The organism is Muribaculum intestinale, assembly GCF_002201515.1.
GTDB classification, from domain to species: Bacteria; Bacteroidota; Bacteroidia; order Bacteroidales; family Muribaculaceae; genus Muribaculum; species Muribaculum intestinale.
The window spans coordinates 2,644,046-2,658,353 of sequence record NZ_CP021421.1 but is presented as its reverse complement, the minus strand read 5'-3'; the positions used below and the strand labels follow the sequence as shown (position 1 = coordinate 2,658,353).

The 14,308-nt window shown below is 48.3% G+C and carries 11 protein-coding genes; 8 read left to right on the top strand and 3 right to left on the bottom strand.

What is annotated here, in order from left to right:
• Positions 1–265: 265 nt before the first annotated feature.
• The 3 genes from ADH68_RS10780 to ADH68_RS10770 form a co-directional block, all read right to left on the bottom strand.
• Positions 266–1,513: a site-specific integrase gene (locus ADH68_RS10780; protein WP_068960801.1), complete on the bottom strand. Its 1,248-nt coding sequence runs from the start codon at positions 1,511–1,513 to the stop codon at positions 266–268.
• Entirely contained in the window at positions 1,514–2,614 is a 1,101-nt protein-coding gene (locus ADH68_RS10775; RefSeq protein WP_068960103.1) for an ISAs1 family transposase, read from the bottom strand. It abuts the gene before it with no gap.
• 330 nt (positions 2,615–2,944) lie between these two features.
• Positions 2,945–4,111 carry a site-specific integrase gene (locus ADH68_RS10770; protein WP_068960802.1) on the bottom strand — a complete coding sequence of 389 codons (1,167 nt, stop codon included), beginning with the start codon at positions 4,109–4,111 and terminating at the stop codon, positions 2,945–2,947.
• Between the two features lie 367 nt (positions 4,112–4,478).
• On the opposite strand from ADH68_RS10770, the gene ADH68_RS10765 reads away from it, so the two are divergent.
• The 8 genes from ADH68_RS10765 (at position 4,479) to ADH68_RS10730 (ending at position 14,291) form a co-directional block, all read left to right on the top strand.
• Complete coding sequence (locus ADH68_RS10765) at positions 4,479–5,156, top strand: DedA family protein (RefSeq protein WP_068960803.1); 678 nt, start codon at positions 4,479–4,481, stop codon at positions 5,154–5,156.
• A 107-nt stretch (positions 5,157–5,263) separates the two neighbouring features.
• Complete coding sequence (rpe, locus tag ADH68_RS10760) at positions 5,264–5,908, top strand: ribulose-phosphate 3-epimerase (RefSeq protein ID WP_068960804.1); 645 nt, start codon at positions 5,264–5,266, stop codon at positions 5,906–5,908.
• A 261-nt stretch (positions 5,909–6,169) separates the two neighbouring features.
• On the top strand, positions 6,170–8,887 hold the full coding sequence (locus tag ADH68_RS10755) for an FtsK/SpoIIIE family DNA translocase (RefSeq protein WP_232321511.1): 2,718 nt from the start codon (positions 6,170–6,172) through the stop codon (positions 8,885–8,887).
• Complete coding sequence (locus ADH68_RS10750) at positions 8,884–9,537, top strand: LolA-like putative outer membrane lipoprotein chaperone (protein ID WP_068960805.1); 654 nt, start codon at positions 8,884–8,886, stop codon at positions 9,535–9,537. Before ADH68_RS10755 ends, ADH68_RS10750 begins: the two co-directional genes overlap by 4 nt.
• A 38-nt stretch (positions 9,538–9,575) precedes the next feature.
• On the top strand, positions 9,576–10,517 hold the full coding sequence (trxB, locus tag ADH68_RS10745; protein WP_068960806.1) for a thioredoxin-disulfide reductase: 942 nt from the start codon (positions 9,576–9,578) through the stop codon (positions 10,515–10,517).
• Between the two features lie 183 nt (positions 10,518–10,700).
• On the top strand, positions 10,701–11,066 hold the full coding sequence (locus tag ADH68_RS10740) for a DUF488 domain-containing protein (RefSeq protein ID WP_068960807.1): 366 nt from the start codon (positions 10,701–10,703) through the stop codon (positions 11,064–11,066).
• 20 nt (positions 11,067–11,086) lie between these two features.
• Entirely contained in the window at positions 11,087–11,533 is a 447-nt protein-coding gene (locus tag ADH68_RS10735) for a PepSY-like domain-containing protein (protein ID WP_084274025.1), read from the top strand.
• Positions 11,534–11,798: 265 nt separating this feature from the next.
• Positions 11,799–14,291, top strand: coding sequence for a bifunctional UDP-N-acetylmuramoyl-tripeptide:D-alanyl-D-alanine ligase/alanine racemase (locus ADH68_RS10730; RefSeq protein ID WP_068960809.1), 2,493 nt, complete (start codon positions 11,799–11,801; stop codon positions 14,289–14,291).
• Positions 14,292–14,308 lie beyond the last annotated feature (17 nt).

Below are 14,308 nucleotides of genomic sequence, written 5' to 3'. Positions count from 1 at the left end.
CTGAGATTTGTTGTCGGACTTCGCCACACTTTCTGCATTTCCTGCATTTTCAATTTAAGAAATGCGGATAATGCTGAAAATGCAGGCTGATTGCATTGTTTTTTCTTTTCGTTGCCCCATACGGTCTTGGTTCAGTTCTATATATACACCCCCGTACTGAACCAAACCAAAACTCATAGATGATGACCGCCGAAAAAAGGAAGAACCCTCCAAGGTCGGAGAGTTCCCAAAATGCCAAAGTGCCAAAAATGCCACGGTGTAAAAACTACGACATCCCATAGCTGATTGAGCCGAGGGAGTGGATTGCATCCTGCTTAAAGCTGTCAACAACGTGGAGATATTTCTCCGTCATCGTTATGCTTGAATGCCCCATGAGGTCGGCGACAGTCTTGATGTTAGCACCGTTGGAAAGGAGATTTACCGCAAACGAGTGTCGGCTACAATGCCATGAGATTTTTTTCCGTATCCCTGCCTCGGCAACCCATTTCTTCAATTGCTGGTTACAGCTCACATAAGGGCCGATTTTGAATATCGGTTCAGTCGAGTGGTCATTGGTCGTAGGCTCACCCACCAGAGCGAGCATATCATCGGTGAGCGGTGTTGTCACCCAGCTGCGGCTGCTTATGTTGCGGACTTTCTTTTGCTGGAATCGGAGTGTCTTTGTCATCGGGTCAACATTGGCATAGGTCAGCAACTTCACGTCACACCAGCGTATGCCGGTGAAAAGGCAGAAGATGAACGCACGTTGCATTTCGGTGTTCTCCCCCTTGTACCGGGTAGCCATGAGCCTTTTTATCTCATCGGGGCTTAAAATCTCCTTTGAGAAAGAGTTCCTATCCCATTTGATGGTTATCCCCTTGCAGGGATGTTTCTTTATCAATCCCTCGTCAAATGCGGCTGTGACAACCTTTTTGAAACGACCGTACATCCCTTTGGGACCCTCGCCCGTGCCGTGCTTTTTGAGATAGTCGGTAAAAGCCGTAACCATATCGGGAGTAAGCTGCTCCATTCGGAGAACGGTGTCGTAAAGGCTGTACCTCGGCGATTCATGTAGAAAGTTGATGAACTTGGTGTATGACTGTCGGATTGAGCATTTCATCATCCGTGAGAGGTTGGGGTTCTCGTTGAAGAAGTCACGGTAATATTGCAGGAAATCACGCTGACGCTCCTTTTTGAGCCGATAGCCCTCCCTGTCCTCCAAAAACTCCTGCTCACGCTCAAATCGTATCTTCTCGGCGAGGGCGAGTGTGTTCTTGTTCTGCAACCGCTCCTGCGTGTTGCGAGGGTGCAGCCAAATGTAGAGATTGAGGTTCTCACGCTTGCGGATATGCTTCACTTGGTATTTCGGCTTACCTGTCATAGCCCCCGAAGTGTAGAACACTTGGTTTCCCTCATCGTCAAGCACGGGAGTTTCGGAGCGACCGAGGTAGAATTCCAGATAGAGGCTCGCACGACCGTCTTTGAGTTCGGACTGTTGTAGTTTGGGATTTTGTTCAGGGCTGGCGCATGAGATTTAACTATCCTTAAAGACTTTGTACAGATATTCAGTGCTCCACATACATTTTTTGCGTCTTCGTTTAAGGCTGAGTTTATCGTTCTGCTTTTTAAGCATTTCCAATGCATACTTGCGCATCGCTGAAAAATTGACAGCGCCATTCTTGGCGCGTACGCGGCACATATCTTCCCGAAACGTCACGTCGAGATGCCAGTGCAGTTTGTTCTCGATACCCCAGTGCGCACGAATACGCATCGCATAGTAAGAAGCCTCATCTTTCTCCACGCTGCTGAGATAGTAGATTGTTTCACGCGAGCGGGCACCGTTCTCAGTACGCTCACGCTCCATCTTTATGATACGTTTAAGACCGGGCCACTTCTCGTACATTCCCTCCTGTTCCAAAAGTGTCGTATCCATAATTGAACAGGTTCTCTTCTCAACTCTTCCGTGCCCCTTTTCCTCGGTTGTGTATACCGATAATGGAGTAGTCCTACTAAAGATACTTTCCGTCAAGCTCTTGAGTATCGGCTGATTGTCTTTAAGCGCCATCAGATAGTCGCCGCCCTGGAGCATGATCTGTTCTGCGATATTACGGTGGGTCCCCATTGCGTCGACTGAAACCAATGCCCCTGTAAGCCATAAAGAGGACAATACGGACGGCAGAACCGTAAGTTCGTTGGTCTTGCCATCCACCGGCTTTTCGGCAACGCAGATTTCTGTTTCAGATACCCACGCATTGAGGATATACAGTCCGTGGCATCCGGGACTCCTGGGATTTTCACCCCGCAGTTTCTTACCGTCAATGATGACCTGATTGCCGCACAGGGATTCGATTATGTGGCCTCGGCAGCAATCAAGACTTGCCCGGAGCTGAGCGGGATTGACAGACTCTACAACACGAAGTATCGTGTCACCACACGGGACGCCGTTGCTAAGCTTCAGCAATCCGGCGGCCTTGAATTCTTCCTCTCGGTCTGTAACCATATCCGATATGTCGTCACAGTCCTCACAATCACACAACACGCCGATGAGTGCCATTCGGAGCACATCCTCGAGCTCATGTTTAACCTTGCCCAAGTCACGCGGGTCTTTTACTTTGCTGAAAATTTCTATTTGCATACCTCTAATATATCCATTTTCAGCAATATATGCAATATCTGAAAGTTTATTTCACATAATCAGGTGAATTTTTGACTGAATTTGAGTTAAATCTCATGCGCCAGCCCTGGATTTTGTTTGTTCTTGCTTTCTATTTTAGCCATAAATGATTATCTTTGTGGAGCGCAAAGGTAATTAGAAGGTTTGAAACGTAAAAACGACCCTCAACATCTATTAACAAACGAAATGTACAAAAGATGTACTGAATGAGAAAATAGAGGCAGAATCAGCAAAAAAGAGGAAACTCAATCAAAGGTTAATTTACTGATTATCATTTATATTAATTCATTTTTATTCAATTGCATTTAACGTATAAAAGACCTGCGTTGTCTTTATGCTCTTGTGCCCCAACATGGAACTTACCGTTTCAATGGGCACGCCGTTGGATAGGAACACCGTCGTGGCTGCCGTGTGGCGGCTCTGATGCCACGTGATATGCTTGGTGATGCCGCAACGCTTGGCGACGGCACGGATTCCGTACAGGCAGGTCATGTAGTGTGGCACGGGGAATATCCTCCCGTCCCCGCACAGACCCCGGTATTTGTCGATGATGCGCTTGGCTATGTCAAGCAGCCGGATATTGGAAACGACACCTGTTTTCTGGCGGTTGATGTTTATCCACTCGTGTTCGTCGAAATAGGTGCGGATATTCTCTTCCGTCAGGTTGCGCATGTCGGCGAACGACAGGCCCGTGAAGGCGCAGAACAGGTATAAATCACGGTATAGCTCCTGCTTGGCGTTCTTCAGTTTGCCCTCCATCAGCAGCCGGATTTCCTCTTTCGTCAGGAAGCTGCGGGTCGTTTCTTCCTTCTTGATTTCATACTCCCTGAACGGGTCGCGCGTGAGCCACTCGTTGTTGATGGCGATGAACACCATCGTCCGGAGCGGGCAGACATACAGCCACACGGTGTTGGTGCAGCAGTGTTTGTCAGTGCGCAGGAACATTTCAAAATCGGAAATGAAAGCGGGCGTAAGCTCTTTCAGGGCGATGTCCTTCACGCGGTAGCGGATGGTGAGGAACTCTTGCAGGTGCTTGTAAACGGTCTTGTACTTCAAGAGCGTGCCTTTGGCTTTCATACCGGCCTCCACCTGTTTCCCGTAGTCCTCGTTGTGCTGCCGGAACACCTGCATCAGCGTGTGGTAGCGGTGTTCCAGTCCGAGAAAGGCGTTCTTGACCTTTTCCGCTGTGACGAAGTTGTCACGCTCCATGATTTCCTGATAATGTTTGTTGATGCGCACACGCATCTTATCGAGCATGCGGTTCGTTTCGAGTGCCGCCGTGCTTCTGCCCGTGACACGTCCCCCTTTGGTGTCCCACAGCTTGGGATCGACGGTCAGTTTGCAACTGAACTGCGTCTGGCTGCCGTCCACCGTTATGCGTCCCATGACGGGCACTGTCCCGTCCTTTTTCACTACCTGACGCTTGAGGTAGTAGATTACTGAAAATGTACTCTTCATCGTCCTTAATTTTTTGGATTCAAAATTAGTTTGTGAAGAGCCTGTTGTCGGTACGCAAAACACGGAGGAACGGCGCAATCTTTTTCCGTAACCGGATTTGTTGCGTGGGTTGTCAATAACTCACTAATCCTTAACGTCTTGTTTCGCTGTCCGTGTCCGTTTGCCGCCCTTTCAGGCATGGTTACGGACAAGTAACGTAGCGGCGTCCTGATTTGGCTTCAGCGGTGATTGCGATGGCTTCACGAATAATCGGATGCACGACTGAAACCCCTGTAACTCAATTCTATCACTATATCTTTCCGCATTTCACTTTTTTGTAGTAACTTTGCATTTAAATTAAGAATCAACATAACGCAGCACAACGAAAATGATACTTGACCTCGTGCCACTCGCGATATTTGACGCGAGCCAGTTTTTCAGCTGGTTTGTAGAGAATGCAAACTATTGGTTTGTATTCATCTTCATGATTATTGAAAGTTCATTCATACCGTTTCCGTCCGAACTGGTAGTTCCTCCGGCCGCTTACCTTGCCATGCAAGAAGGCTCGTCAATGAATATATATATAGTGACCCTGGTCGCCACAGCAGGAGCAATAGTAGGAGCGATAATAAACTATTATCTTGCATTATGGGTAGGCCGCCCCATAGTATATGCATTCGCAAACAGCCGTGCCGGGCATGCATTGCTCATAGACTCTGCAAAGGTTGAAAAAGCTGAAGCCTATTTCGACAAGCACGGAGCGATATCTACCTTCATAGGGCGTCTTATCCCGGCTGTGCGCCAGCTTATCTCAATTCCGGCAGGACTTGCCAGAATGAATCTCGGAAAATTCATCATATTTACAGGACTTGGAGCCTTGGTATGGAATGCCGTTCTTGCCGGCCTCGGATACTTCCTGTCACGTTTTGTGTCATTGAATCAACTGTACACAACAATAGAGGAGTATAATGTATATCTTTCCTATATAGGATATGCGATAGGTATACTCTGCATCTGCTTCATCGCATACAATCTTTTGCGCCCTCATCCAGAGAAAAAAGCCTGACCGGGATTCATATTCCCGTTTTTTTACTAACTTTGACATCTGTTTCCGGGACCCTCCCCTTACGAATTGCCATAAGCCATATTCACAAACCTCAAAAGAAATAAAAAATGAGAGTCGCACCCTCTCTGCTGGCAGCGGACTTCTGCAATCTACGTTCACAGCTCGATATGCTCAACTCAAGCGAGGCATTTTGCTTGCATGTCGATGTGATGGACGGTAATTTTGTACCTAATATCTCCATCGGATTTCCGGTAATAAAGGCTATCGGAAAGATGTCGGAAAAGCCTCTTGATGTCCACATGATGGTTAATGAGCCGGGACGATATATCTCTGAAGTAAGAGACTGCGGAACACGACTGATGAATGTGCATTATGAAGCGTGCACTCATCTCAACCGCACCCTTACACAGATTCGCGATTCCGGCATGCTTGCCGGCGTGACAATCAATCCGGCCACCCCTGTGGCAATGCTCGAAGAGGTAATTGACATTGTCGACCTTGTACTCATCATGTCGGTCAATCCGGGTTTCGGCGGACAACCATTTATAAAGAATTCCATCAGCAAGGTAACACGTCTGCGCGAAATGCTCGCCCGCCACAATTCATCAGCCCTGATAGAAGTCGACGGAGGAATAAACCTACACACCGGCACAGAACTTGCTAAAGCGGGAGCGGACATACTTGTTGCCGGCAGTTATATATTCAATTCGTCCGACCCCCACAATGCCATCCACTCACTAAGCATGCTCTAAAATCGGCCTTAACCGGCACCCATCTATATAGTGATTTTGATACCGATCCTACTGTCATGAGGCCATATCCCACATCTCACGGCATCAATAGTCCATTCAGACACTATGGCCCCAACACTACGTGATTAAAAACGGTGACAGCTCCAATTTAACTTAACGACTCTTAATATCGTGGCATATATTGCAATATATACCACGATTTTCGTATCTTTGTACATATATATGCTGCAAATATCTCGCAGCCTGTTTACGAATACACCGATGCAACACAACAATATAGTTTCAGACCATTTCGGTTTCGACCCCGGAATGCTTGACAACGACACAGCCACAATACCGTCAGGTACACGGGAATCCGAAACAACGTCAGAGCCTGTAGCCGAAAAAAAAGCAACGGCGACTGCCAAGACCCGGAAAAAAACTGCGGCTCCGGGGCGTATAGTCCGCTTTATCCGCGATCGCCGCACACGCATATTTACCGGCATATTACTAATATGCTGGGCTACTTTCACACTATTTTCATCCATATCCTACTTTACTTCCGGAGCTGAGGATCAAAGTCTCGTTACGGGCAATACCATAGCACAAATCGCCGAACGAGGCACCGTAAACAATTCGGGAGGTGCATTCGGAGCCGTACTCGCCCACAACGCCATATCAAACGGATTCGGAGTGGGAGCTCTTATACTCATAGCCTATTTCTATATCCTGGGCTGGTATCTGCTCCATAACTCCAGATTCTCATTCTGGGGACTTACATCAAAAAGCCTAATCGATGCAATCACTACATCAATCGTCGTAGGACTCGCCACATACCAGCTGAATTCATGGGTATATTGGGGTGGTATTCACGGTTATACGGTAAACTCATGGCTGCTTGCAAATGCTGGAGTAGCCGGGGCTATCCTTGTCAGTGCAGTGCTTCTGGCACTTGTCGCATGCATATATCTCAATGAACTGCGACTTGTATATGTAGCTTACCGCCGAAGGGTCAACGCCCATAAAGCACGCCTGAAAGAACAGCGAGAAAAACTTGAAGCCGAAAAGCGTCAGGTGGAAGAGACACTCTCAAAAAGCAATAAAGAGATTGACGGCGACATTAACGAAGATATTATCGAGCGTCCGTCGGCCCAACAGCAATCAGCCATAGTAGACTTTACCGAGAGTTTCATCGGCAACGACATCCCGGCTCCACAAGAATCAGAGCCGGCGATGGTGGCCGTGCCTTATGTCGAACCGAATGACAGCGACTTTGACAACAGTTCGGCAACGAAGACATATACTCCCGAGAATGACAGCATCGATGCGCCCAACGCATCCGACGTTATATCCAACGACATATACAATGACGACGCATACAATCTGAATGACGATACCATCGAAAATGAATCAACTGAGGAAACTCTTGATTCCGATGACTCGGAACTCACAATAGACGTTCCTCAGTTTGATTCAGAAGTACACGTATCGACTGAAGCATATGACCCGACCGCCGAATTGTCACGTTTCCATTTCCCGTCAATCGACCTTCTGAATGAAATACCCGAGCAACAGGTAAGTGTAGACCAGCAGGAGATGGAAGAGAATAAAGAGCGCATTAAAGCCACTCTCGCCAACTACCAGATTCCAATATCACACATCAAGGCAACAGTCGGCCCCACGGTCACCCTTTATGAGATAGTGCCGGCCGAAGGAGTGCGCATCGCAAAAATCAAACGACTGGAAGATGACATTGCACTAAGCCTCGCCGCTCTCGGCATCCGCATCATAGCTCCTATACCCGGCAAAGGCACCATCGGCATCGAGGTGCCGAACAAAGAGGCACAGATGGTACCGGTGCGCTCGATTATCGGATCGCGAAAATTTCAGGAGTGTAAATACGACCTCCCGATGGCTATGGGCGCCACTATATCAAAGGATATTTTCATAGCCGACCTCACCAAGATGCCTCATGTGCTCGTAGCAGGTGCAACCGGACAAGGTAAATCGGTAGGCCTCAACGTAATCATCGCATCATTGCTCTACAAGAAGCATCCGTCGGAATTGAAGTTTGTACTCGTCGACCCCAAAATGGTAGAGTTCAGCCTCTACTCCAAACTGGAGAAACACTATCTGGCCAAACTGCCAGGCGAGGAGGAGCCGATAATCACCGACCCGATGAAAGTTGTGGCTACCCTCAACTCATGTTGCCTTGAGATGGACAACAGATATGCCCTGCTAAAGGAAGCAAACGTTCGTACTATAAAAGAGTATAACGCCAAATTTATCCAACGGCGTCTGAATCCCGAAAAAGGGCACCGATATCTTCCCTACATAGTAATGGTAGTCGACGAGTTCGGCGACCTTATCATGATGGCCGGTAAAGAAGTCGAACAGCCCATTGCCCGAATAGCCCAGAAAGCGCGCGCCGTAGGAATGCACATGATTCTCGCCACACAGCGCCCGTCGACCAACGTTATTACCGGTATCATAAAGGCCAACTTCCCCGGGCGCATAGCGTTCAGAGTAAGCCAGATGGTCGACTCACGCACCATTCTCGACCGTCCGGGAGCCAATCAGCTGATTGGTAAGGGCGACATGCTGTTCTCATTCAATGGAGAGATTGACCGTGTGCAATGTGCGTTTATCAGTACTGAAGAAGTAGAGAACATCGTGGAGTCAATTCATGAACAAATCGGCTACAGCGAGGCATATCCCCTGCCCGAGTATATTCCCGATGGCGATGCCGTGTCAGGAGCTCTCACCCAGGGCAACGAGCACGATCCACTGTTCGAAGAAGCCGCACGTTTCATCGTATCGTCAAACACAGCCTCAACATCATCGCTACAACGCCGGTACAATATCGGATACAACCGTGCCGGCCGCCTGATGGACCAGATGGAAGCAGCTGGAATCGTAGGACCCGCATCCGGAGCAAAGCCGCGCCAGGTTCTTATCGACTCACTACAACTCGAACGCATGCTTGAAATACTGTCATGATGAAACTGAAACATTACAAATCACGCATATTGTCTATAGCAATTGCAGCTATGGCGCTATTCTCTGCATCTGCAGTGGCCGCTTCGCCGTCCGGGGCTCCGAACGCACACCAAATTCTGGAACGCACTACCTCAAAAATCGGAAAGGCCCGTTGTATAACTGCATCATTTTCGATGACAGCAAACGGTCATACAGCAAAAGGGACATTGAAAATGTCGGGTGACAAGTTTTTTCTCACACTACCTAACGCGAGCATATGGTACGACGGGCGCACTCTATGGTCGCTCGACAGCTCAACCAAAGAAGTAAACATATCGGAACCAATGCCGGAAGAACTCGCGCAAATCAATCCGATGATAATAATATCATCCCTGCTTAATGCCGCCACTCCAAGACAAATGAAAGGCACCGACAAGGACTACGCATTACATATCACCCCCAAAGTATCACAGCGCTTAGCGTTTACAAGCGCTATGATTGATGTTGACAAAAAAACATTTCTTCCTTCGCGTATAGTACTGACCCTTGACTCAGGACAGACGGTAACGCTTAACACCGACAACATCAACCTTACCACAAACCATCCGGCATCGACCTTTGTTTTCAATAAGAGCAATTATCCGGGATACACCCTGATTGATTTACGCTAAGATATAACAATTCATAACCACGATTCAAAAAAACAACAATGAGCGATACAACAAAATGTCTTATCATCGGCTCGGGGCCGGCAGGTTATACCGCAGCCATATATGCAGCCCGCGCCAACATGGCACCAATAATATATGAAGGTCTGCAACCGGGAGGACAGCTTACTACAACTTCCGAAGTAGAAAACTTCCCCGGCTACCCTGATGGAGTAATGGGTGCACAGCTCATGGAGGATTTAAGAAAGCAGGCCGCACGTTTTGAGGCTGACATACGCACAGGAGTAATATCCAAAGTAGACTTTTCGTCACGGCCGTTCCACGCTACTGCCGATGACGGTACTGAAATCCAGGCCTACACAGTCATCATTGCTACCGGCGCTTCAGCCAGGTATCTTGGTCTGGAGGACGAAGTGCGATACTCCGGCCTTGGCGTATCGGCATGTGCTACATGCGACGGATTTTTCTATCGCGGCCGTACTGTCGCAGTCGTAGGTGGCGGCGACACCGCATGCGAAGAGGCATATTATCTGAGTGGCCTTGCAAAAAAGGTATATCTTATTGTACGAAAAGATTACCTTCGCGCCTCGAAAGTAATGCAGAAGCGCGTCCTTGACAAGGAGAACATCACGATTCTATTCAACACCCAGACACTCGGTCTGTTTGGAAAAGAATTCGTCGAAGGAGCACATCTGATTGAATACGCCGGTACCGACCGAGAGCAAAAATTCGACATCGACATCGACGGATTCTTCCTGGCAATCGGACACAAACCGAATACCGATATATTCAAGACCCAGATAGCGCTTGACGAACAGGGATACATAAAGATTGAAGGAAACACACAGGCAACCAGCGTGCCGGGTGTATTTGCAGCCGGCGATGTCGCAGACCCAAATTACCAGCAGGCAATTGTAGCGTCCGCCTCCGGATGCAAGGCCGCGCTTGATGCAGAACATTTCCTTATGGAGCAGCCTCAATAGTACGAAGTCAAAAAAGAAACATCAGGCTTGGCCTGACACTATAAAACGCCCTCTAGCCCTCTATAACAGCGAAATCGCCGTGGCGTTAGTCATGGCGATTTTTTTTGCTCATGCAAATGAGAATTCACACACAGGATTCAGAACTTTACCCGGCGATACTGCGTTATGATTTAAAACAATATTATGACAGACATAAAGCTACAGCGTGTATATACCAACCCGTCGGGTTCGTATGACGACGGATGGCGGATATATGTCGACCGGCTATGGCCAAGGGGTGAAAGCAAAGCAAAGTTCCACTACGATTACTGGGCTAAGGACATAGCCCCGTCAGCAGAACTTCGCGAATGGTTTCATGCTGACCCGCAGAACCGATGGCCGGATTTTGCACGGAAATATATGTCTGAATTGCAGACAAACCCAGCGATAGAAGATTTAACAACTCAGATACGTCGGCATCAGCATGTCACGCTACTTTACAGCAGCCACGACACCGAGCACAACAACGCTACTGTACTTGCCGAATATCTGCACAAGAAAATCGAATAACACACCTAAATTTCAAAATTATGAAATTAAAACGTATTATAATGGGAATGGCCATAATGATGGCCGGAGTATTCTCGGCATCGGCTTCCGACAGTTTCTCTCGCGATGTATCCATACTCCCCACTGTCGCACAAGAACTTATCGGCAAAAACTTCAAGGCCAATGTAAGCCTCATAAAAGTTGACAAGACTCTCGGTCATATCGACGAGTATGACGTAGTTCTCACCGACGGCACTGAGATATCCTTTGACCGTCAAGGCAATCTAAAGGAAATTGAGACATCTCAGTCCAAATCCGTTCCCAAGGGGCTTGTACCAGCCTCCATCGCCCGCTACATAACCTCGTCCCACAAAGGGCAACACATTGTAAGCCTTGAACGCAAACGGAATGGATGGGACATCGAATTATCAAACGGCATTGATATCAGGTTTGATAAAGAGGGCAACTTCCTGCGTTACGACGATTAACACATGAAGCAACCGGGACTAAACCCGTAATGCGTCGGCATCAAAGCCATAAATACGGCTTTATAGTCGACGCATTACGGGTATATTCATTCATTAACAACAGTACACATAAGAGTCAGACTGAGATATACTACCCGGTTCAGATAATGTATCCAATAATTTTATTGCATCCGTATAACGCCTATTATAATTTTAAGTAATTTTGCTCTGCCAATTTCTCTCCCGCCCAACCGATATAAATCATACGGCACAATCGAAATTAATCATGCAATATTCCGCACTCCGGATAGCCGACATATTGAATGTGGCGACTCCTATATATCCCGATGCTCTAATCGACGTACTACTTACTGATTCTCGCTCCCTGACATATCCGGAGCGTACGCTATTCTTTGCACTTACTACCCCGTCGGGCGACGGCCACCGGTATGTGGCTGAACTATACCGCCGTGGTGTACGTAATTTCGTTGTACGCCGCCGCCCGGACACAGCCGATGCATGCTATACAGATGCCAACTTCTTTGTGGTACCGGATGTACGCGCAGCATTACAGCAGCTCGCACGCATCCATCGCGGAAAGTTCCCTTCACTGCCGGTCATAGGCATAACAGGCAGCAGAGGCAAGACAACATTGAAAGAATGGCTCCACCACCTGCTTTCTTCCTCGATTCATACCGTGCGCTCTCCGCGTTCCTATAACAGTCAGATTGGAGTCCCACTTTCTCTATGGGAAATCACTCCCGATGCGGAGCTCGGCATTTTCGAAGCCGGCATTTCCGAAAAAGGTGAAATGGACGCTCTGCGCGACATGATTGCACCCACAATCGGCGTAATCACGAATGTCGGCATCGAGCATGCCGATGGCTTCGCATCGCGCAGCGACAAGTGCGATGAAAAAATCAAACTATTCTCAGCATGCCAGAAAGTCGTATATTCTGTCGATGATCCACTGCTCGCCCAAAGAGCAGCATGCGCGATTCAGCCCGAGCGCAGCATCACCGTGAGCCGGCTTGGCGACAACAATGCCGACATAAAAATTCATTGCACAATCAACAGGGCGGAATCCTGTGCCGACATTCATTTCGACGCGCATCATTTTCATCTGAACGGAAACATCAAAATTCCGTTTACCTCCGAAGCTGCTCTCGACAATGCCTCTCTGGCAATAGGCACTCTCATAGCAATGGGCATGAATCCGTCGGAACTAAGCGAACGATTCACATCAATACCTAATATTGACACACGCCTGAATGTCATCGAAGGGGTAAACAACTGCATCCTCATAACCGACCATTATGCAGCCGACTACCCGTCACTAATGTCTGCGCTCGACTTCATGAACAGACGGCGCACATCTGGACAACACACCACGGTGATACTGCCTGACATGGAGACGGTCGGCACGGATGACGTAGAGCACATGTATAAGAATATCTCACTACTGCTTGTAAAATACGGTATTGACCGGATTATCGGAATCGGAGAGGAGATAACACGCCACGCCTGCATATTTCCTTCAGGAAACTCACGATTCTATACAAGCGTGGCCGATTTTATGGCCGCCGAAACGCCTACCGATTTCGGCCATTCACTCATACTTGTCAAGGGTGCTGAAAATCACAACACCGAGCAAATAACCGAAATGCTCGAAGCCCGGCAGCACGAGACTGTTCTTGAAGTCGACCTGGATGCCATGGTACATAACTTCAATATTTTCAGAGCACAACTGAAGCCCTCGACAGGAATTGTTGCCATGGTAAAAGCATCGGGATACGGTGCCGGAAGCTATGAACTCGCCAAGACTCTCCAAAACCAGGGCGCGGCATATCTTGCCGTGGCTGTCGCCGATGAAGCCATGGATTTGCGTAATTCCGGCATAACGATGCCGATAATGGTACTGAACCCTAAAGTTACTAATTACCACACATTGTTCAGCCACATGCTTGAACCGGAAGTCTACTCATTCGACCTCCTGCATGAAATCATCGAAGAGGGACGCCGGTACGGTGTCAAAGATTTCCCGATACATATAAAACTCGACACAGGCATGCATCGCCTCGGATTCATTGAATCTGACATAGATCAGCTCATATCGGAATTAAAGTCACAGGACATTGTCACACCGCGCTCAGTATTCTCCCATCTGGCTGCAGCCGACTGCCCCGACATGGACGACTACACAATGGAGCAGTTTACTATGTTTGAGCGTTGCAGCTCGCGCATGAAAGATGCGTTTCCCGGCATGTTGCGCCATATCCTTAACTCCACAGGCATAACACGCTTTCCACAGTATCAATACGACATGGTACGCCTTGGGATATGCCTCTACGGAATTCCCACCCTCAGCGACGGGAGCCAGAACGACCTGCAACCGGTAAGTTCGCTATACACAGTAGTGATATCAATCAAGAACTGGAGCGCCGGAACTACTGTGGGCTATGGCCGAAAAGGAGTGCTTACACGCGATTCCCGTATAGCCACCATACCAATCGGATATGCCGACGGACTTCGCCGGGCTCTTGGATGCGGACATTCATCCGTATGGGTCAACGGCTCGCTATGTCCGATTATAGGCAACATCTGTATGGACATATGCATGGTCGACGTCACCGATGCGCGGTGTGAAGTAGGCGACCGAGTCGAGATATTCGGCCATAATATAAACGTAGCGGATATCGCCGACAAACTGGGCACTATCCCTTATGAGGTGCTGAGTTCCGTATCATCACGCGTAAAGAGAATTTACTTCCGCGAATAATCTGGTAAAACATATCA